This is a genomic window from Paraburkholderia sp. SIMBA_054, from assembly GCF_046534875.1.
GTDB lineage: Bacteria > Pseudomonadota > Gammaproteobacteria > Burkholderiales > Burkholderiaceae > Paraburkholderia > Paraburkholderia hospita.
Genome location: NZ_JAWRXV010000019.1, coordinates 1 through 19,165 on the forward strand (window position 1 = coordinate 1; position 19,165 = coordinate 19,165).

16 protein-coding genes are annotated in these 19,165 nt (G+C 62.4%); 10 read left to right on the top strand and 6 right to left on the bottom strand.

Annotation, left to right across the window (positions count from 1 at the left end):
* Window positions 1-245: 245 nt before the first annotated feature.
* Window positions 246-890, top strand: a complete 645-nt coding sequence (locus SB822_RS22940) for an aspartate/glutamate racemase family protein (RefSeq protein WP_090837895.1) — start codon at window positions 246-248, stop codon at window positions 888-890.
* A gap of 45 nt (window positions 891-935) precedes the next feature.
* Here the strand turns inward: SB822_RS22940 and SB822_RS22945 are convergent, their stop codons facing one another.
* Entirely contained in the window at window positions 936-2,255 is a 1,320-nt protein-coding gene (locus SB822_RS22945; protein ID WP_007583642.1) for an MFS transporter, read from the bottom strand.
* A 355-nt stretch (window positions 2,256-2,610) separates the two neighbouring features.
* On the opposite strand from SB822_RS22945, the gene xylB reads away from it, so the two are divergent.
* Entirely contained in the window at window positions 2,611-4,077 is a 1,467-nt protein-coding gene (xylB, locus tag SB822_RS22950; protein WP_007734143.1) for a xylulokinase, read from the top strand.
* A gap of 61 nt (window positions 4,078-4,138) precedes the next feature.
* Here xylB and SB822_RS22955 read toward each other — a convergent pair whose 3' ends face one another.
* The 3 genes from SB822_RS22955 to SB822_RS22965 are packed head-to-tail and all read right to left on the bottom strand — an operon-like array spanning window position 4,139 to window position 6,387.
* On the bottom strand, window positions 4,139-4,714 hold the full coding sequence (locus tag SB822_RS22955; RefSeq protein WP_410855737.1) for a DUF1349 domain-containing protein: 576 nt from the start codon (window positions 4,712-4,714) through the stop codon (window positions 4,139-4,141).
* A gap of 50 nt (window positions 4,715-4,764) precedes the next feature.
* Entirely contained in the window at window positions 4,765-5,304 is a 540-nt protein-coding gene (locus SB822_RS22960) for a cytochrome b (protein ID WP_090837893.1), read from the bottom strand.
* Window positions 5,305-5,316: 12 nt separating this feature from the next.
* Window positions 5,317-6,387 (bottom strand): catalase family peroxidase, encoded by a 1,071-nt coding sequence (locus SB822_RS22965; protein ID WP_007734133.1) that lies wholly within the window; start codon window positions 6,385-6,387, stop codon window positions 5,317-5,319.
* Between the two features lie 220 nt (window positions 6,388-6,607).
* Between SB822_RS22965 and SB822_RS22970 the strand changes: the two genes are divergently transcribed.
* A complete protein-coding gene (locus SB822_RS22970) occupies window positions 6,608-6,949 on the top strand; it encodes a DUF4148 domain-containing protein (protein WP_007583651.1) in 342 nt (113 codons plus the stop codon).
* Between the two features lie 92 nt (window positions 6,950-7,041).
* Here SB822_RS22970 and SB822_RS22975 read toward each other — a convergent pair whose 3' ends face one another.
* Window positions 7,042-7,365, bottom strand: coding sequence for a DUF1330 domain-containing protein (locus tag SB822_RS22975; protein WP_007734131.1), 324 nt, complete (start codon window positions 7,363-7,365; stop codon window positions 7,042-7,044).
* Window positions 7,366-7,833: 468 nt separating this feature from the next.
* Here SB822_RS22975 and SB822_RS22980 point away from each other — a divergent pair, with 468 nt between their 5' ends.
* Window positions 7,834-8,625 (top strand): EAL domain-containing protein, encoded by a 792-nt coding sequence (locus SB822_RS22980; protein WP_242681841.1) that lies wholly within the window; start codon window positions 7,834-7,836, stop codon window positions 8,623-8,625.
* Between the two features lie 4 nt (window positions 8,626-8,629).
* On the opposite strand, the gene SB822_RS22985 is transcribed toward SB822_RS22980, so the two are convergent.
* Window positions 8,630-9,079: a hypothetical protein gene (locus tag SB822_RS22985; RefSeq protein ID WP_090837890.1), complete on the bottom strand. Its 450-nt coding sequence runs from the start codon at window positions 9,077-9,079 to the stop codon at window positions 8,630-8,632.
* Window positions 9,080-9,534: 455 nt separating this feature from the next.
* Here SB822_RS22985 and SB822_RS22990 point away from each other — a divergent pair, with 455 nt between their 5' ends.
* The 6 genes from SB822_RS22990 (at window position 9,535) to SB822_RS23015 (ending at window position 19,158) form a co-directional block, all read left to right on the top strand.
* Window positions 9,535-10,971: a TldD/PmbA family protein gene (locus tag SB822_RS22990; protein WP_090837887.1), complete on the top strand. Its 1,437-nt coding sequence runs from the start codon at window positions 9,535-9,537 to the stop codon at window positions 10,969-10,971.
* A complete protein-coding gene (locus SB822_RS22995; RefSeq protein ID WP_090837901.1) occupies window positions 10,971-12,314 on the top strand; it encodes a TldD/PmbA family protein in 1,344 nt (447 codons plus the stop codon). Before SB822_RS22990 ends, SB822_RS22995 begins: the two co-directional genes overlap by 1 nt.
* 872 nt (window positions 12,315-13,186) lie before the next feature.
* Entirely contained in the window at window positions 13,187-15,232 is a 2,046-nt protein-coding gene (gene pgaA / locus SB822_RS23000) for a poly-beta-1,6 N-acetyl-D-glucosamine export porin PgaA (RefSeq protein WP_007734121.1), read from the top strand.
* Window positions 15,233-15,238: 6 nt separating this feature from the next.
* On the top strand, window positions 15,239-17,281 hold the full coding sequence (pgaB, locus tag SB822_RS23005; RefSeq protein WP_410855738.1) for a poly-beta-1,6-N-acetyl-D-glucosamine N-deacetylase PgaB: 2,043 nt from the start codon (window positions 15,239-15,241) through the stop codon (window positions 17,279-17,281).
* Between the two features lie 67 nt (window positions 17,282-17,348).
* Entirely contained in the window at window positions 17,349-18,638 is a 1,290-nt protein-coding gene (gene pgaC, locus SB822_RS23010; RefSeq protein WP_007583666.1) for a poly-beta-1,6-N-acetyl-D-glucosamine synthase, read from the top strand.
* Window positions 18,639-18,705: 67 nt separating this feature from the next.
* Window positions 18,706-19,158, top strand: a complete 453-nt coding sequence (locus SB822_RS23015; RefSeq protein WP_007734118.1) for a hypothetical protein — start codon at window positions 18,706-18,708, stop codon at window positions 19,156-19,158.
* Window positions 19,159-19,165 lie beyond the last annotated feature (7 nt).

The window sequence follows — 19,165 nt, forward strand, 5'->3', positions numbered from 1 at the left end:
GTGTGAAAGTAGGTAATCGTCAGGCTCCTTACCCAAGACCAAGACCCCGCCCTCAAAAGCGGGGTCTTGGCGTTTGTAGATCACGTTTTTAACGTCGCTTTCTCAGCGGGCCGCATGCTACAGCGACGAGCGTGCCCGCATTTCCTCTCCATCCGATCTTCCCGCGAGACTGCCCCACGTCGCTAATGCCGCAACCTTGCCGCGTACCTGTGCGAAACTGCTTGACTCGACCTGGAGAGAAAGCGATGCGCATCGCGTGCTTACACACGGCAGAAAGTAACGTCGCGGTGTTCGACACAGTGGCACAGCAGTTGAATCTGCCACAGGGCTCGCTCCACCATGAAGTGCGTGCTGACCTCCTCGCAGCTGCAGAACTCGCTCGCGGGCTGACCCCGGACATCGAACGTCAGACTTGTGATGTCCTGTTGAATCTGGGGCGTGGTGCGGATGTAGTACTTCTCACATGTTCCACTCTGGGGCCCTGTATCTCAGCCGAAGCGGCCAATGCCCCTGTCCCCATGATACGAGTCGACAGTGCCTTGGCAGAAGAGGCGACGCGTGCCGGCGGCAAAGTGATTGCGCTATGCGCTGTTGAGACGACGCTGGCGCCGACTGCACGGATATTTACGGGCGCAGCGAAGCGATCCGGGGCTGAGGTCGAGATCCGGCTGGTGCAGGGCGCCTGGCAGCTGTTTAAAGCGGGCGAACAGGCCGCTTACCTGGCGAAGATCGCTGCCGCAACGGAAGACGCCTACCAGGACGGCGCCACGATTGTCGTCTTGGCTCAGGCATCCATGGCGGGCGCCGCAGCGTTATTGACGCGAGCGATGAAGCCGCTCACCAGCCCGGCAAGCGGTCTCATCGCCGCGATGAATGCCCTGCGCCCATAAAGGCGTTTCAATCCGGCAAAAGAGACAGCACGGAGACGCAACGCTTCATCGAACCGCACGCGTCTCATGCGTAAACCTGAGCGTCACAACAGTAATCGCGCCGAGCACCATCAGGAAGATCGAAACCGGCCAGTAAGCGTGATAACGGGCAAGCAACGCGATTGCGATCAGCGGCGACAGCCCGCCAGCGAAGATCGACGCCACTTCATGCCCAAGCGCCACGCCTGAATATCGCACTTCGGTGCTGAACAGTTCGCCGACGAGTGCGGGCAACGTACCGATCATCGCGCCGTGACAAACGGCTGTGCCGAGAATAAGCGCAAGATAGATCCACGGCGTCTGGTGCGTATCGAGCAACCAGAAGAACGGAAAGGCCATCACGATCAATCCTGCCGCGCCGATCATGTACACAGGCTTTCGTCCAATGCGATCTGACAGACGTCCCCAGGCCAGCATCGCGCCCATTTCGACGACCATTGCCAGCATGACGCCCGTCAACATTACCGAGCTGGCGATCCCCACAAACTTTCCATACACAAGCGAAAACGCGAGAAAGATATAAGCGCCGCCGTTTTCCGCCACGCGCAGCCCCATCGCCATCAAGATCTCTTTCGGATGCCGCTTGATGACCTCGACGACGGGCATATGGGTTTTCTCCCCACGCTTTTCAGTCTGTTCGAAATCCCGGCTTTCCGGCAGGCTGTGCCTGATATAGACGCCAATAGCAAAGATCGCGATGCTCGCGAGAAAGGGCAGTCTCCAGCCCCAGCTGATAAACGCATCGTGCGGCAGCGACTGCGCCGCGAGAAACGCAGCTGACGACAACACGAATCCGCCGCCCACGCCCAACTGGCTCCACGCGGCGTAATAGCCGCGTTTTTCGGGCGGTGCGCTTTCGCTGATCATCAAGACGCCGCCGCCCCATTCGCCACCTGATGCAACGCCTTGCAGCAGCCGCAATACGACGAGCGCAACAGGCGACCAGATGCCGATCTGCGCATACGTCGGCAGCAGTCCGATCGCGAATGTCGCGACACCCATGATGAGCAGCGTCCAGACGAGCGACGCCTTGCGCCCGTAGCGGTCGCCGATATGGCCGAACACGACGCCGCCCAACGGCCGCGCGACGAAACCCATGGCGAACGCGGCAAATGCGCCGAGCGTGCCGATCAAGGGATCGGCGCCCACAGGAAAGAACAACTGTCCGAACACGAGCGCGGCCGCCGTGCCATAGACGAAGAAGTCGTACCATTCCATCGCGTTGCCTGCGACGGACGCTACGACGATCTTGCGCAACGTCCTGTCTTCGAGAGGCCGGACAGCGTCAACGCGGCCGGTTGCGTGCGTGGTTTCGATGGAAGCCATGATGGATCGCATAGATGTAGGTGGGGGATTGCCGCTGAGTGTCTGCCGCGCATTTCAATCGGTCAAATTCATCGAAAAAGGGAGATGCCATCAGCCACGCAAATGTGGGACGAATCGTTCGCAGTCGTCCCCTTCAGGGGCAGCGTGGTAACGTCTCGTTTCAACGAGTCGAACGAGCGCCGGCAGTCGCAAGCCGGCGGACAATGGAGAAGACATGCTTTCCCACGGGAGAGTCGCGCTCGCGCGCTCCGCGCCTGCGGCTCCAGCTTTTGCTCGGTGAACACGTAGCCGCGCTGGCGCGTCGTCGATGTTTCAGCATGCGGCGTCCACTCATGCCAAATAGTGAGAACGTGCAGTGACTTTCCTTGGAATCGACCTCGGCACCTCCGAGGTAAAAGTAATTCTGACCGATGACGCGTCCCAGACGCTCGCGACAAGCGGCGTGCGTCTGGATGTAGCACAGCCGCATCCGCACTGGTCGGAGCAGAATCCCCATGCGTGGTGGCAGGCCACGCTCGATGCCGTTGCCGCCGTGCGTGGCGAGAATCCCGGCGCATTCGCGGCGCTGCGGGGCATCGGGCTCTCGGGACAGATGCACGGCGCGACGCTGCTCGACGCGAAAGGCGAAGTACTCAGGCCCGCGATACTCTGGAACGACACGCGCGCGTTCGCCGAATGCGCGGAACTGGAAGCGCTCGTGCCCGAATCGCGCGAGATCACAGGCAATCTCGCGATGCCCGGTTTCACCGCGCCCAAGCTGCTTTGGCTCGCAAAGCACGAACCCGATATATTTCGTGCCGCGTCCAAAGTGCTCTTGCCGAAAGACTATCTCGCGTGGCGGCTCACGGGCGATTTCGTGTCCGACATGTCGGACGCTTCGGGCACGCTATGGCTCGATGTCGCGAAGCGCGACTGGTCCGACCGCATGCTCGCGGCGACGGGATTGACGCGTGCGCACATGCCGCGCCTCGTCGAAGGCAGCGCGAGCGCTGCGCAGTTGAGCGAGGCATTGCGGCGCGACTGGGGCATTGCCGGTCCCGTCGTGCTATGCGGCGGCGCTGGCGACAACGCGGCAAGCGCGATCGGCATGGGCGTGGCGGAAGCGGGCAGCGCGTTTCTGTCGCTCGGCACATCGGGCGTGCTGTTCGCTGGCACCGATCGCTTCGCGCCGAATCCGGCGCAAGGCGTGCATGCGTTCTGTCATTGCTTGCCGGACCGCTGGCATCAGATGAGTGTGATTCTGTCGGCGGCATCGAGCCTTGGGTGGCTGTCGAAAGTCGTGAACCGCGAAGTCGGCAGTTTGCCCGAGCTCGCGAGCACGGCCGATCCCGCGGCTGCGCCGATCTTTCTGCCCTATCTGAGCGGCGAGCGCACGCCGCATAACGATGCGAACGCGCGCGGCGTGTTCTGGGGTTTGACGGGCGCGCACACGACGGGCGATCTCGCATACAGCGTGATGGAAGGCGTTGCGTTCGCGATGGCCGATGGCTACGCAGCGCTGCAAAGCGCAGGTACGACGTTGCAGAGCGCGTCGTTCATCGGCGGCGGCTCGCGCAGCCCGTTCTGGGCCAATCTGTGCGCGACGGCAACGGGCATCACGATGCATCGTCACGAAGGCAGCGACGTGGGCGCGGCACTCGGCGCGGCTCGCCTTGCACGGCTCGCGGTGACGGGCGAATCGATCAGCGAAGTCTGCCTTGCCCCCCCGACGCTCGAGTCCTGCGAGCCCGATCGTGCACAGGCGCCGTTGCTTGCGCACAGGCTTGCGCGTTATCGCAGCATTTATCAGGCGCTCAAGGCGGGTTTCGCGGAACAGGCTTGATCCGCGCACAACGCTGCGTGCGGCGAGGCGTACGGTACGGCTCGCCGCGCGAACATGAGGCTCAACTCAGATCGTGCAGATCCTTCTGCAACGGCTCGGCTACGGTGAAGCTGGAGAACTCGACATTCAATCCACCGCGTTCGGGTGTACAGCACACGGGGCCAACGAAGTAGTGTGCTGCCAAAGGAAAGGGCGCAAGCCGCAGCAGAGGCCACGTTGTTCCGTCGATTGAATATTGCACGCGCAACACGCCTCGCGCGACGGTTGCACGCATCCAGAAGCCGTCCGTCGCCGCAATGGGCGCACCGATGGCCCAGTCCGACTGACCGACCGTCAATACGCTGCTCATCATCAATACGTCATCGGTGAATTCGACACCCGCCTTCAGCCATGTCGACTCGTCGACGCGCACCATCAATCCCGCCTGATCGTATAGCGCATGAAACTGTCCGCGCACGCGCACCTGTGCGGTGAAATCGCCTTGCGTGCGGACTCCGAAGCAGTGACCCGAATCGCGCGTGAAGCCGTAATGCGTGTTGCGCAAAAAGTCGGTTTTCGGATCGGTCGTCACGTTGAGCGTATCGCCGTCGCGCGACCAGGTCGACGGCTCATTGAACCAATCGCATTGTTCGAACACGCAATGCCTCCTTTGTGTCGCAGATGCGGCCGGCGCGACGCACGGAAGGTCTAACGTCCGCCGCGAGCCATGCTGGAGAATACGCCGTCGCGACGAATGAGTCGATGAAAGAGGGCTGCCGCGATATGCGCGAGCACAGTCGCGAACAGCGCGAATGCGAGCGACGTATGCAACGCGCGCAACAACGCGAACAGATCCACGTCTTGCGGCACGATTGCGGGCAGATGCCAGGCGCCGAACAACACGACGGGATAGCCGCCCGCCGAGAGCATTGCCCAACCGATCAACGGCATCGCGATGAATAGCCCATACAGCACGAGATGCGATGCCTTGGCTGCGAAGCGCTGCAATGCGGGCATATCGTCGGGCAGTGCGGGGCTGCCGTTCTTCAATCGCACTACGACGCGAATCAAGGCGAGCACGAGCAACGCAACGCCAAGCGGCCGATGCAATGCGATAAGCGTTGCATGTGCGTGCGAGACGGTCGCGACCATTGCGACGCCGACGAATAGCATCGCGAGAATCAGCACTGCCATGGTCCAGTGCAACAGGCGCGCGAGCGGAGAGAAATGGCGAGAGGTGTTCGTCATGATGCGTTCCGTTCAGGGTTGCGAAGTGGCGGGCGCGTGATGCAGCGCTTCTTCCCGTGTGCGCCGCTGATACGACACGGCGTAGGCCGCCGAACGCGCCGCGAGCAGTGGGTCGTCCGAAGGCGCGATGCCATCCGGCAGTACAGTCGGATCGAAGTTCACGTCGCGGCACACGCCATCCGCTTGCGGCGCGCTACGTTCGATAACAACGGTGCCCGCGTCGATGCGCTGCCGGTCGGCGGGCCATTGCAGCGTCGCGTCGCTGGTGGAATCGCCGGCGTTCGCAAGCGTCACGATCAGATGCCAGCGCACGTTGCCGTGCTTCAGTTGTTCGTCGAACTGCTGTGACAGAAAGCCGGGATCGTTCTTCTCTTCCGGATCGACAGGCGCATATGACGCTTCCGGCTCCACGGACCAGCGCACCGCGTGCTCCTGTCCACTCGCGTCGGTAAAGCGGAACGCGTTGATGCTGTAGTACGCGGCATTCCCAAGACCGGACGATGCCGGATACGTCTTCACCCATTGCTGAAACGGCTGCGTTTCGGGGTGCGTCGCATAAAACGCCTTCAGCTTCGCGGGATCGGGCTTGCCCGTCTTCGAATCCGGCTGTGCGGCGACGAGTTGCTGATAGAACTGCTCGGGTGTATGCACCGCGAACACGGGCGTTGAATTCATGGCCGTGCGCCATTGCTCGCCGTCGCGTTGTGTGAAGAGCAGTGCGAAGCTGCGAACCGGCACGCTGGCATCGGGCGCTGATGGATTACCACCGGGAATCGCAAAGCGGCCGATGACGGGCGTGCGGCCCTGCGTGAAAACCTGCGCGCGCGAAATCGACGCTGCATTGCCGTTGCTGTCGAAATAGCCCTCTACGCAAAGCCCTTTCGCGTGATTGCGGCGATAGCCCGGGTGTGGGCCGCTGTTCGCCTGGAACTGGTTGATGATGCGATACGTCGTGAGGCGTGAAGGCGTGAGCCAGCCGGCCGCATACGCGAAAGTGCCAGCGAGCGCGAATACCGCTGCGCCGATCGCGGCGAATCGGCATGGCATGCAGCGGGCCGTCGACGCTCGGGACTTTGAATTCATCACGAATGCTCCTTTCGTTTCTGATGGTGACGTGCTTAGGCCGCCAACACAGAGGAGCGGTGTTTATTCCCGTCTCACGCGAGAATTTTTATCTGCAAACGGCCGATGTGAGAAAGCAAAAAAAGTTGGGAATAGATGTCGACATCGCTTTGTTCATCACAGTGAAGCGCCACACATCCTGTGACGCATCGACGTCACCTCTACACTGAAGGAGCTGGAAATGAAAAAGCTTGCACTGTTGACTGTTTCGATCGCTGCACTCGCTTCGACGGCATTCGCATCGAACGCATTTGCGCAGGAGAAGACGCGCGCAGAAGTCCGTCAGGAACTGATCCAGGCCGAGCAGAACGGCTCGCAGTTCGTGACCGACACGTCGTATCCCGAAGTCGCCCCCATCTATCAGCAACAGGTCGCTCACCAGAAGGTTGCGCAGGAAAGCGAAGGCGCCGGCATGGCGGGCACGCACGCCGCGGGATCGCGGATGCCCGTCACGGGCGCGAACACAGGCATGTCGACATGCGTCGGTCCCGTCAGCTATTGCTCGGTGTACTTCGGCAGTTGATCGCCATGCCGGGTGAGGGGTGGCGTTTTCACGTGGCGATTCCACGCAGTGAAGCGCACCCCGCTTACCCCTGTACGCTTATGTATGTGCGCTTATCCGCACAACACATCCGTCGCGACGTGCGAGGCCGGCACCGCGTCGATCAGAATCACATCGCCGATCGAATTGTCCGTGCGCAGCGGCAGAATCGCCTGATAGGCGGCAGATCGGTACCATGCGCGCGCGAGGTCTCGATTCGGAAACTCAATGGCGACCAGGTCGCCGCGCCAGTTGCCTTCGAGCCGTTCGCAACGGCCACCATGCAGCACGAAATGGCCGCAATAAGGCGCAAGCGTCGCATCGATACGCTTCAGGTACTCGACGATCTCCACACCCATCTTCACTTCATGCAGATGCGCGACGGCAAACGTTGACATGCTGCTCTCCCGGTCGTTGACGAATGACGCCAGCATATCGGCCGTCGCAAGGCGAATCGATTACCTCTGAGGTAATGCCGCGCGCAAAAGCGATTCGCACATGAAGCACTTTTGACAGTCGGTATTTTGCGCGGGTAAGCGCGGAGCATCCCGCTGCAATGCGAGTCGGGCCGCGCGCCGCGTTCCACGCACGCGCAGCGCACATGTTTCGCGCACGAAACGTTGTTACGCTTTCTTTCCAGACCGCGAATCCGTGCGATCGTCCGTAGAATGAGGCGCCATGCGGGTTTCAGCGTGGTTGCCAGGAAACAGCGAACCCATGGTATGAAACGTGCATCGAATGGGGAAAAGCCAATCCCATCCACACATCAATAAATACGGTCCTCCCATACGATGGATGCTCGCCACGCTACCGCTGCCGATCGCGAGGATGATGATGCCCGTGCGACGACGCGCACGAACAATACGATGCACACGCCGCGCCTGATGAACCAACTCGAACAACGCGTGAGCGAAGGTCTTCTCGCCGGTGAATTCCGGCTCGCGTTTCAGGGCATCTACGATGTGCAGACAGGCAAGCTCGCGCGCGTCGAAGCGCTGATCCGCTGGATGCATCCGGACTACGGCATGCTGTTGCCCGATGCCTTTCTCGTCGCGCTCGATCATCCCCTCGTCGCGTTGCAACTGACCTATCACGTGATCGACGGCGCATGCCGGGCGCTGGCTCACGCGCAGCGCCAGGGGCAACGGGTGTGTCCGATCGCTGTCAATGTGCCGCCGCGCGTCGTCGCCGACGAGCACTTTCCGGCCACTGTGATGCAGATCGCGCGTCTGCATGGCGTCGAACCCGATCTGCTCGAACTCGAACTCGTCGAAACGGAAGACGCGACTCGCTTGCTGGCTGCGCCGCCTCTGACGAAGCCGTTGCGCGAAGCAGGCATGCGTCTCGCAATCGACGACTTCGGCACCGGCTATTCGTCGCTCGCGCTTCTGAGCACGATCGATGTCGATACGGTTAAGGTCGCGCGCGAAATGCTCGATGGCGTGCCGGACTGTCCGCGCGCGTCAGCCGTCGCATCGGGCGTACTGTCGATGCTCGAAAGGCTGAATGTCGCGGTGGTGGTGGAGGGCGTCGAAACGAGGGCGCTCGCGCGCTGGCTCGCGCAATGGCCCAAGGTGCTCGCGCAGGGGTTTTTCTACGCGCGCCCGACCTTCGAGTACGCCGACGTTCCCCTTCAGGAGCGATACGTCGCGCTGTAGCGCTTCACGCCTGTGTATTGACGATGCCGCCCGTCGACTTGCCCGATGAAGAAAGAATCAGTTGAGCAAGCTCGGCCGTGGCGGTTTGCAGCGCCGCTGAAATCGACATCGCCTGCGCACTCAATGAAGCAACCATCGCAGCGCCTGCCCCCGTGCTATCCGTATTCGCCTGCTGTTGTGCGCGGGCCATCTGCTGTTGCACTGCCGACAGCTTCTGCTGCAACGACTCGATCAGCACCTTGAGTTGCTTGATAGCCGCTTCCTGAATGCTGTCGCCGCCCGTCGATCCTCCGGACGACGCGCCTTGCGCACCCTGTGCGCCGGACGTGGCGGCAGAGGTCGAGGCCGGTTTTGCGCCACTCGTCGCGGATGTAGCCGATGTGTCCGTCGAGGTATCCGCCGTACGTGTGCTGGAGATTGCGGTGCTGCCTGAAAGATCGTTCTGGATTTGCATGGGCAGAGGCTCTGTTCGTTGTAAGAGGAGCGGCTTGTCCGTGATAACGGCACGGGTCAGTACCTTCTTGAGTGACTTGATGTTTGTCAAAGAACATCGTGCCCGTACGACCATTCAAGCGAATCTCGCATGCACACGTCGCTCGTCGCGTTCAGAAATGCATCATTTTGCGCGAGGTTTCCAATGAGGAAAGCCTATGAAATGTACGCGCAGCACGCGAAAAACAGGCTTTTGCTTGCATGCGGCGGCGCCGATGAATGTGCAGTGGCAGACAATCGAACGGGATGAATGTGCGCCGGGACACAGCGCGAGAAGAGGATGAAGACAAGACGGCGCAGCACGTGAGCCGCTCGAGTATTGCGCATCGCGTACGATATGGCATTCGCGTGCGTGCCTATGCGCCTCACCGGCGCGTCGATGCTCGCATGGGCGCATGACATTCGTGAGGCAATCCCATGGTCGAATCCTTGTTGAGCCGCTTGCCGCGCGCGTTGCGCAGCGAAGCGGACTTCTGGTCGGTGCGTATCGTGAACGAACGGACCGACGATCACGCCGTACGTAACGACGTCGCGCAACCACTGCGCATCGCGAGCGATCGCGGCGCGATGCTGGTTGCGTGGTGTGGAAGGGGCGCAGGTTATGCCGCCACGGCTGATCTGTCGGAGAGCGGCCTGCAAGCCGCGCTCGATATCGCGACGCAACGCGCCAAGGCATGCGCGTCCGTATCGTTGATCGATCATGCGCAGATCGCGCGGCCTGTCGAAAGCGGCACCTATGAATCGCCCGCCGTCGCGCAAACGTTGCCGGGCCGGCGCGAATGGTTAGAGCGTTTGCAGCACGAATGCGCGGCAGCGAACATCGACGGCCGCATTGTCGAGCGTACAGCCGCCGTGCAGCTCACGCACAGCGAGCAGACGTATCTGACGAGCGATGGCATACGCATCGATCAGCGTTTCCGCTTCATGCTGCCGCAGATTTCCGTGACGGCGCACGCGGACGGCGTGACGCAGGTTCGCACGCTCGGCGGCGACTACGGCACGCTCGCGCAAGGCGGCGTCGATGTGCTCGCGCATTTCGGCTTCGACGGCGCGGGCGCGCGCATCGCAAACGAGACGCTGCAACTGGTGGCCGCACCGAACTGTCCGTCGGGTCCGCGCGATCTGTTGCTGATGCCCGATCAGATGATGTTGCAGATTCACGAATCGATCGGCCATCCGCTCGAACTCGACCGCATTCTCGGCGACGAGCGCAACTTCGCGGGCTGGAGCTTCGTCAAGCGCGAGCACTTCGGCTCGTATCGCTACGGCTCCGAGTTGCTGAACGTCACGTTCGATCCCGACCTGCGCGAAGAAGCCGCAAGCTATGCGTTCGACGATGACGGTACACGCGCGAAACGCGAGTACCTGATCCGCGACGGCGTGCTGATGCGGCCGCTCGGCGGTGCGCTGTCGCAGCAGCGCGCGCGGCTCGCGGGTGTCGCGAACTCGCGTGCGTCGAGCTGGAACCGGCCGCCCATCGACCGCATGGCGAATCTCAACATCGAACCGGGAAGCAGCACGCTGGAAGACATGATCGCGAACATCGAAAGCGGCATTCTGATGCGGACCAACACGTCATGGTCGATCGACGATCATCGCAACAAGTTTCAGTTCGGCTGCGAATACGGCCAGCTGATCGAGAACGGCCAACTCACGCAGGTCGTGCGTCAGCCGAACTATCGCGGCATCTCTGCGAGCTTCTGGCGCAGCCTCGTGGCCGTCGGCAATGAAGCGACGCGCGGCGTGTATGGCACGTCGATGTGCGGCAAGGGAGAGCCGATGCAGATCATTCGCGTCGGCCATGCGTCGCCCGCATGTGTGTTCAGCAACGTCGACGTATTTGGAGGCGCATGATGCATGACAACCATTCATCCGCTTCTCGCACGCATTTCATGACGCTTGCGATTGAAATCGAACAGCGGCTGACGGCGAATGAAATCGCGCTGACGTCGTTTTCCGCCGAGCACTCCGACTTCATCCGCTTCAACGAAGGCAAGGTGCGCCAGTCGGGCCACGTGTCGCAAGCCAGCGTCACGCTGCGACTGATCGACGGACAACGTCAGGCCTATTCGACCTTCACGCTATGCGGCGACATCGGCGCGGACACCTACGCGATCGGCGAAACGCTGGCGGCATTGCGCGAAGGCCTGCGCGATGCGCCCGACGATCCGCATCTTCTGTTCGACACGACGGTCTGGTCGGAAACGACGCAACGCGCAGGCACGTTGCCTTCGCCCGATACCCTGCCGCTCATCGTCGCACAGTGCGCACTCGGACTCGACTTCGTCGGCTTCTATGCGGGCGGCACGATGGCGCGCGGCTTTGCTTCGTCGCTCGGCAGCCGTGGCTGGTATGAAGTCGAGAACTTCAATATCAGCTGGTCGCTGTATGACGCGAGCGGCCGCGCTATCAGAAGCCACTATGCCGGCGATACCTGGAGCGATGCCGTATTCGCAGGCAAGGTGGAAGAGGCCGCTGCGCGTTTGCCCGTGCTTTCTCGCGCGCCGCGCGCGCTGGCGCCAGGCCGCTACCGCACGTACTTCGCCCCCGCTGCGTTGCGCGAGCTGATGGAAGCGGCCTCGTTCAGCGCCTTCTCCGCGCGCACACAAGCGACGGCGCGCAACGAGTTCTATCGTTTGAACATCGGTGAAGTTGCGCTCGATCCCCGCGTCACGCTGACGGAAGATCTGACGCTCGACATCACACCGCGCTTCAACGACGACGCCTATCAAAGGCAAAGCGTTCCGCTCATCGAAGCAGGGCGTGCCGTTGCCCAGTTGACCAACGCGCGTACGGCCCGCGAATACGGCCTCACACCAAATGGCGCGACGGCGAGTGAAACACCGTCCGCGCTGTCGATGCAAGGTGGCGATCTCGCGCAAGCCGATGTACTGAGCGCGCTCGACACGGGTCTCTATATCGGCAATCTCTGGTACGTGAACTTCTCGGATCGGATGAACTGCCGGATGACGGGCATGACGCGCTTCGCGACCTTCTGGGTCGAGCAGGGCCGCATCGTTGCGCCTGTGGATGCGATGCGCTTCGACGACAGCCTGTACCGGCTCCTCGGCAGCGAACTGGAGCGCATCGGCGCACAGCCCGAACTGCTCCTGAACGACTGGACATGGGGCGAACGCGCGACGGGCGGCATGAAGCTGCCTGGTCTCCTCGTACGTTCCTTCGATCTGACCTTATGACGCCGCGCGTCGCGGCTTGAAGGGAAGCAGCGTCTGCGCACACGCGCAGCGCCCGCTTCCCGAGCGGTATGAAGAATCCATCGATTACCCCGTCATCGTGTTATGTAGTATTACTAATCACATTTCGATGCGGTGCCATTCATGGCCCGCGTCTGTCTTCGTCTTTGATTGTGCAGCGAGACAATACCCGACGCTCGAACACGGGCTCTGTGCGCTGGCGCACATCGAATGCAGACAGCCTTATGTGCGCTAACGCACATTGCTGTGTGCATGTTGCGACACTTGCGGCATGCGCGATTGACGCGTTTTCTTGCGCGTACAGCTGGAAGTGTTGAATCTCTCTGCACGTCTCAATCGATTTCATATGGAATCGCCAACGCGATCTGCGCGAGGCCGCGCAATCTTTCGCGCATCGCTTGCCTCAGACGAATTCCGTTCACTGTGCATGCCGTTTCAGCTTTGAATCAAAGCCGGCACCTGTTGCGACGCACAAGCATGTTCTTTGCTGGGCATGGTTTTGCGTCCGATGAATGCGATTGTTTCTATACGCAATCCGTACTCCGAAAATTGATTCGTATTGCTTGTCGAGTTCAACGATGAAACGTTTTTGACGTTTTACGGTTCGCTTGCAAGCGCGATTTTGTAGCGAGCCCTTAACCAGGAAGGTTGAGAGGGGTGCTGGTACGGACTTCGCTATAAGCCTCGCCGCGCAATTGGACGGGGCCAGTGCGCGACGCAACAACTGGCCATCGAAACAAGACGCTGTACTCCACGCCTCTCACAGGCCACGCGACGTTGTTGCTCTCCATGCGCCATTTGCATGGTGCAGGGACTCGCTTTGTCTGGAAGTTGGCACCGACAAGCGAGGAATCATGAAAACGAAACGCTCTAGCCGACACAAGCACGCCGCAGTCAAGGCGACCGCCTTGCTGCTGGTGCTGCTTGCGCGCGACTACTGCGCCGCGCAGCCGACCACTGCGTCCGAAAGCACGGGGAACGTCGCAGCAGGGCATGTTGCAGAAGGCAAGGTAGACACGGAGCGCGACCAGCTCCGCAAACGCATCTTTGCGGAAGCGGGCGCGGGCGCCGCGCAGCTTGCGCTCCAGGAAGCGCGTGCGAGCCGCGACGCGTTCTCCGATCACGACCTGTTCCAGATCGAAGCGCTCGTCGTCGAAACGGAGGTGCACTGGGGAAGGCAACAGGCGCTTGCATCCGATGAACCCGACCGGCTCGCGCAGTCGAAGACGGCGCTCACGCACATCGACGACATGCTGGCGCGCATGCCGGTATCGGATGAATTCGCGGACGTGCGCCGGTCGGTGCTCGTAGAAAAAGTCGCGGCTTTGCAGGGTGTCGGCCGCATGAAGGAGGCGACGGCGCTTTATGAAGACCTGTCGCGCTCGAATCAGCCGATGCCCGCGCGCACCTACGCGGCAGCCGGCGATGCGTACACGTACATCGACCAGCCGCGCAAAGCGGCGCCCGCTTATGAGCGCGCGTTGCAGACGCCCATCGAGCCGCTCGTCCCGTCCGTCGAGCCGCATGCGTTGAAGCGCATCGACGTGCAGGAAGGGCTCTTCTTCGCGTACCTCGATTCGGGCCGCTACGACAACGCGCAGCAGCTGCTCAAGCAGATTTCCGCCAGCACGCCGATTCGCGCGGATCTCTCCGAGCATCCGGAAGACGTGAACGAAGACTATGGCCGCGTGAAGAAGCTGCAGGCGCAGTACCTGCTCTACACGGACCGCACGCGCGAAGGCGTCGCCGCGCTCGACGAGCTGCGTCACGAGGCGCCGTTCGATCCCGCGCTGATCAGCGCGCGCTCGGATGCGTCGCTCGTTCAGCAGCGTCCGCACGAGGCGCAGAGGGTCTACGAAGGCACGCTCGTCGATCACCCCGGCGACATCGAAACGCTCGCGGGTCTGGGCCGCACGGCGCTCGAACTGGGTCAGTACGATCGCGCAGCCGACGTCAACGCGACCTTCAGCGACCGCTTCCCCGATAACAACACGGTCAAGACGTTCCAGCAGGATTACGCGGCGTACAAGAGCCCACAGCTGATCGTCGCCGGCAACGGACAGAAGGGCAACTCGGTCCTCGCCGACGAGAACTGGGGCATCGACACGCAGCTCTACTCGATGCCGCTCGCCGAGTACTGGCGCGTGTTCGCGCATCAGTTCAGCGGCCGCGCGAACACGGGCGACGGCAGCAGCGTGAGCCGCATCCGTAACGGCATCGGCGCGGACTTCCGTTTTCATGGCATCGACGCCGCGGCGGAAGTCGACCGCTCGACGGGCGGTCAGGCGAAAACGGGAGGCGCAGGCAGCGTGAGCTACGCACCCGACGATCGCTGGCGCTTTTCGGCAGGTGTCGACAGCAACGTCAACACGCTGCCGTGGAAAGCGTACCAGGCGGGCGTCACGGGCCGCGCGGCAACGGGTGGCGTGCGCTACAGCGTCGACGATTACCGCTACTTCGATCTCACGTACGGCGCGACGCGCTATAGCGACACGAACCTGAATCAGGCGTGGGTCGGCACGTGGTACGAGCGTCTCCTCAACACGCCGAGTCATCTCGTCGCGACGTGGGTGGAACTGAACACGAGCAGCAACACGCTCGCGAACACCGCGTACTTCGCACCGCATCGCGACATGACGGCGCAACTCACAGCGATGTACCAGTGGACGTCATGGCGCAACGCGGACCAGTCGCTTGCGAACCGCGCGTACGCGACGGTCGGCGGCTACCGTCAAACGGATATCGGCAACAGCATGCTGTGGGAAGTGCGGCTCGAGCAGCAATGGCAATTCAACGCGCACGCATCGCTCGCATATGGCATTGGCCTTTCCAGCCAGCGCCTCGATCACACGCGCGAGACCAGCAAGCTCATCTACCTGAACCTGAACATTCCTCTGTAGGTCACCATGGACAAGCTCAATCGCAGACGTTTTCTTGCATTCGCCGCAGGTCTCGCCGCCGTACCCGCTGCGCAGGCCCGTATCGCGCTCGACCGTTTGCCGCCGCCCGACGCGGACGATGGCCTGACGTTCCGCGTGCTCGCCATTCACGACATTCGCGACGACTTGCGCGCCGATGTGTCGACGGTCGCCGATACCTGCGCGATCAGCACGGCCACGCTCAACACGATCTTCGCGTGGCTGAAGGCGAAGGACTTCCGCCCGGTGAGCGTCGATCAGATCGTCGCGTCGCGCAACGGCGGTCCGCGCCTGCCGCCGCGCGCTGTGCTGCTCACCTTCGACGACGCATACAAGAGCCAGTTCACGCACGCCTTTCCGCTGCTTCAGCAGTACGGCTATCCCGCGCTGATCGGCGTCGTCACGCGCTGGACCGACACGCCCGCAGGCGACCCCGTGCGCATCAGCCACAAGTCGGTGATGCCGCCGGGCTACTTCATGAGCTGGGACGATCTGCGCGAGATGGCGAACTCCGGCCTCGTCGAAGTGGCGTCGCACACGCACGACATGCACCACGGCGCGCTTGCCAATCCGCAAGGCAATGAACTGCCCGCCGCGAGCGCGCATCTGTATTACCCGCAACTGGAACGCTACGAGACGGACGAAGAGTACCAGGCGCGCGTGCACGACGACCTGAAGCAGAGCGTCGACCTGATCGAGGCCCGCACGGGCGTGGCGGTGCGCTCGGCCGTGTGGCCGTACGGGATGTACAACGCGGCGCTCATCAAGGCGTCGCAGGCGCTCGGCATGTCCGTGCATTTCACGCTCGACGATGGTCCGAACACGCCCGACGTGCCGCTCACGGCAATTCGCCGCCTGCTCGTGTCGTATGACTGGGACGTAGGCACGCTGATCGCGCAGATGCGTTCGTCGCGCCTGTATCGCGGCGAGCACAATCCCGTCGAGCGCGTGGTGAACGTGTCGCTCGACGAGATGTATGACATCGATCCGAACAAGAGCGAAGAAAAGCTCGGAAGGCTGCTCGACCGCATCAAGGATCTCGAACCGAAGTCGGTGTACCTGAAGGCGTACTGGGACCCCGACAACACGGGCGTCGCGCGCGCGCTGTACTACCCGAACCGCCATATGCCGATGCGCGCCGACCTGTTCAACCGCGTTGCGTGGCAACTGATCACGCGCGCCGGCGTGCAGGTGTACGCGCGCATGCCGCTGCTCGCGTTCGATCTGCCGACAGGGCATGCGGCGAGAGGACGTTTCGTCGAAGTCGCAGCCAACGGCCCGGCCGATACGCGTCAAGGCCGCACGCCGCGCCTGAGCCCGTTCGATCCCGTCGCGCGTCAAACCATCCAGGACATCTACGACGATCTCACGCGCTATTCGAGCTTCAACGGCGTCGTGTTCGGCGCGGACGCGACCTTGAACGCGTACGAGGACACGAGCGCCGCGGCATTGGCCGTGTACCGCTCGTGGGGCCTGCCCGGCGACGTCGCGCAGATTCACGCATCCGACGATCTGATGCAGCGCTGGGCGAAGGGCAAAACTGCGTATCTGAACACGTTCACGAACCAGCTTGCCGAGCGCGTGCGCGCCTATCAGGGCGGCGGCAACGTGCTGACGGCGCGCACCGTGCCCGCCGAGGCCGTGTTCGACGCGAACGCCGAGCGCAACTTCTCGTTGAGCCTCGCGTCGTCGCTGGCGAACTATGACTTCGTCGCGCTGGCGGCGCAGCCGCGTGCCGGTGGCGAGCGCGTCAGCGACGCGTGGCTCGACAGCCTGCGGCAGACGGTGATGCAGCAGCAGGGCGCGGTGGCGAAGACCGTGTTCGAGCTGCCCGCCATCAACCGGCAGACACAGCAGCCCGTCGAGGCGGCCGTGCTGCGCGCGCAGATGAAGCGGCTGAACGCGGCGGGCGTCGTGCATCTGGGCTACGGGCCGGACGACTTCCTGAAGAACCGGCCGGACACGACGGTGCTGCGCGACGTGATGTCGGTGCAGAGCACGCTGAGATCGAATCAGGGGATGTTGGGTTGAGCCTCGCGCGACGCATGTCGATCAAAGCGATGCCAACCCGGACCAGGGGACCACAATGAAAAACGCAATGAACATCATCTCGAACTTCGTCTTCTACTATCCGCTGCTGATGGCGTATCTGTGGATGGTGGGGGGATTGCTGCACTATCTGCTGATCGAGCGCCGCGACGCCGGGCGCAAGGCGGCGCCGCCGCTCGCCTCGTATCCGAAAGTGTCCGTCGTCGTGCCTTGCTACAACGAAGCGGACAACGTGCGCGAAGTGATCGCGTGCCTCGACCAGCTGAATTATCCGAACTACAACATCATCGCGATCAACGACGGCAGCCGTGACGAAACGGGCGCGATCCTGAACCAGCTCGTGAACGTCTATCCGAAGCTCGTCGTCGTGCACCAGCATCAGAACGAGGGCAAGGCGATCGGTCTCACGACGGCCGCGATGCTGTCCGATGCCGAATACCTGATGTGTATCGACGGCGACTCGCTGCTCGACAAGGAAGCGATCGGCTGGATGCTGCGCCACTTCCTCGACGATGCATCCGTCGGCGCGGTGACGGGCAATCCGCGCATCCGCACGCGCTCGTCGCTGCTCGGGCGCATGCAGGTGGGCGAGTTCTCGTCGATCGTCGGCCTCATCAAGCGCACGCAGCATATGTATGGACGCTTGCTGACGGTGTCGGGCGTGGTGTCGATGTTCAGGAAGCGCGCGCTGCAGGAAGTGGGCTACTGGAGCTCCGACATGCTGACGGAAGACATCGACATCAGCTGGAAGCTGCAGGTGCAGGGCTGGGGCGTGGATTTCGAATCGCGCGCGCTTAGCTGGATCCTGATGCCGGAGACCTTCCGCGGGCTCTACAAGCAGCGGCTGCGCTGGGCGAAGGGCGGCATCCAGGTGCTCTTCAAGTATGCAGGCGCCGTGCTGTCCCGTCGCAACATGATGATGTGGCCGATCTTCGTCGAGTACGCGACCAGCATCGTGTGGGCGTATTGCATGCTGTTCACGCTCGTGATGATGGCGGCCACCGCGCTCTTCACGCTGCCCGAAAGCTGGCGCTTCGCGTTCGTGCCGCGCGGCACGGGTGTGCTGCTGTTCGCGACCTGCTGCGCGCAGATTCTGATCGGCTGCCTGATCGATCGCCGCTACGACAAGAACCTGCTGCGCTATTTCGTCGACACCGTCTGGTATCCCGCCGCGTTCTGGGCGATCAGCATGATCGCGTCCGTGATTGCGCTGCCGGGCGTGGTCAGCCAGCGTCGCAGGAAACGCGCGCGCTGGGTCAGCCCGGATCGCGGCATCCGTTCGAGCGGCGCGGTAACGGCCGACGCCTCGGCGGCATTGCTCTCGCAGCGAACGGAATGAAGCATTGAAGCACGTGGGATGAAGCAATCGAATTGACAACGCAAGTCAACCGTCTCAGGGGAAAAACATGGAATTTCCGATCATCGATGTTTCGAAGCAGTCCGTCTCGCAGTTCGCTACGGAAGGCAGCAGGGCCAAAGCCATGCGCACCGTTGCGTGGTATCGCGTGGTGCGCCCGACGCTCGTGCTCGGCACGTGGGTGCTGGCCGCGCTGTATATCCGCTGGTGTCTTGCGAATGCGAGTGAAGAAGAGCTGTCGCTCGACGCGTTCATGCCCGGCATCATGGGCATCGGTATTGTCGCTCTGGCGATGATTCTGTGGACCTTCGGCCGCCAGATGGACGCGATGAGCACGAACCGCGTGCGCCGCATGCCGCAGACGAGCGAGGTGCAAGCGCCGCAGACCACGCATGAAATTCCCGAAGGCGATGCGGGCCGCTGCCTCGTCGCCTATCACGATGCCGACGGCATGATCTCGCACGTCATGAGCGTGCGCGAGTTCGAACGCGAAGCGGCATAAGCGAGCG

Bases quoted from the DNA above. Each gene is read 5' to 3' on its own strand.
- SB822_RS22940 (WP_090837895.1), top strand. From the start codon at position 246: ATGCGCATCGCGTGCTTACACACGGCAGAAAGTAACGTCGCGGTGTTC.
- SB822_RS22945 (WP_007583642.1), bottom strand. From the start codon at position 2,255: ATGGCTTCCATCGAAACCACGCACGCAACCGGCCGCGTTGACGCTGTC.
- SB822_RS22960 (WP_090837893.1), bottom strand. From the start codon at position 5,304: ATGACGAACACCTCTCGCCATTTCTCTCCGCTCGCGCGCCTGTTGCAC.
- SB822_RS22965 (WP_007734133.1), bottom strand. From the start codon at position 6,387: ATGAATTCAAAGTCCCGAGCGTCGACGGCCCGCTGCATGCCATGCCGA.
- SB822_RS22970 (WP_007583651.1), top strand. From the start codon at position 6,608: ATGAAAAAGCTTGCACTGTTGACTGTTTCGATCGCTGCACTCGCTTCG.
- SB822_RS22975 (WP_007734131.1), bottom strand. From the start codon at position 7,365: ATGTCAACGTTTGCCGTCGCGCATCTGCATGAAGTGAAGATGGGTGTG.
- SB822_RS22980 (WP_242681841.1), top strand. From the start codon at position 7,834: ATGCACACGCCGCGCCTGATGAACCAACTCGAACAACGCGTGAGCGAA.
- SB822_RS22985 (WP_090837890.1), bottom strand. From the start codon at position 9,079: ATGCAAATCCAGAACGATCTTTCAGGCAGCACCGCAATCTCCAGCACA.
- SB822_RS22990 (WP_090837887.1), top strand. From the start codon at position 9,535: ATGGTCGAATCCTTGTTGAGCCGCTTGCCGCGCGCGTTGCGCAGCGAA.
- SB822_RS22995 (WP_090837901.1), top strand. From the start codon at position 10,971: ATGCATGACAACCATTCATCCGCTTCTCGCACGCATTTCATGACGCTT.
- pgaA (WP_007734121.1), top strand. From the start codon at position 13,187: ATGAAAACGAAACGCTCTAGCCGACACAAGCACGCCGCAGTCAAGGCG.
- pgaB (WP_410855738.1), top strand. From the start codon at position 15,239: ATGGACAAGCTCAATCGCAGACGTTTTCTTGCATTCGCCGCAGGTCTC.
- pgaC (WP_007583666.1), top strand. From the start codon at position 17,349: ATGAACATCATCTCGAACTTCGTCTTCTACTATCCGCTGCTGATGGCG.
- SB822_RS23015 (WP_007734118.1), top strand. From the start codon at position 18,706: ATGGAATTTCCGATCATCGATGTTTCGAAGCAGTCCGTCTCGCAGTTC.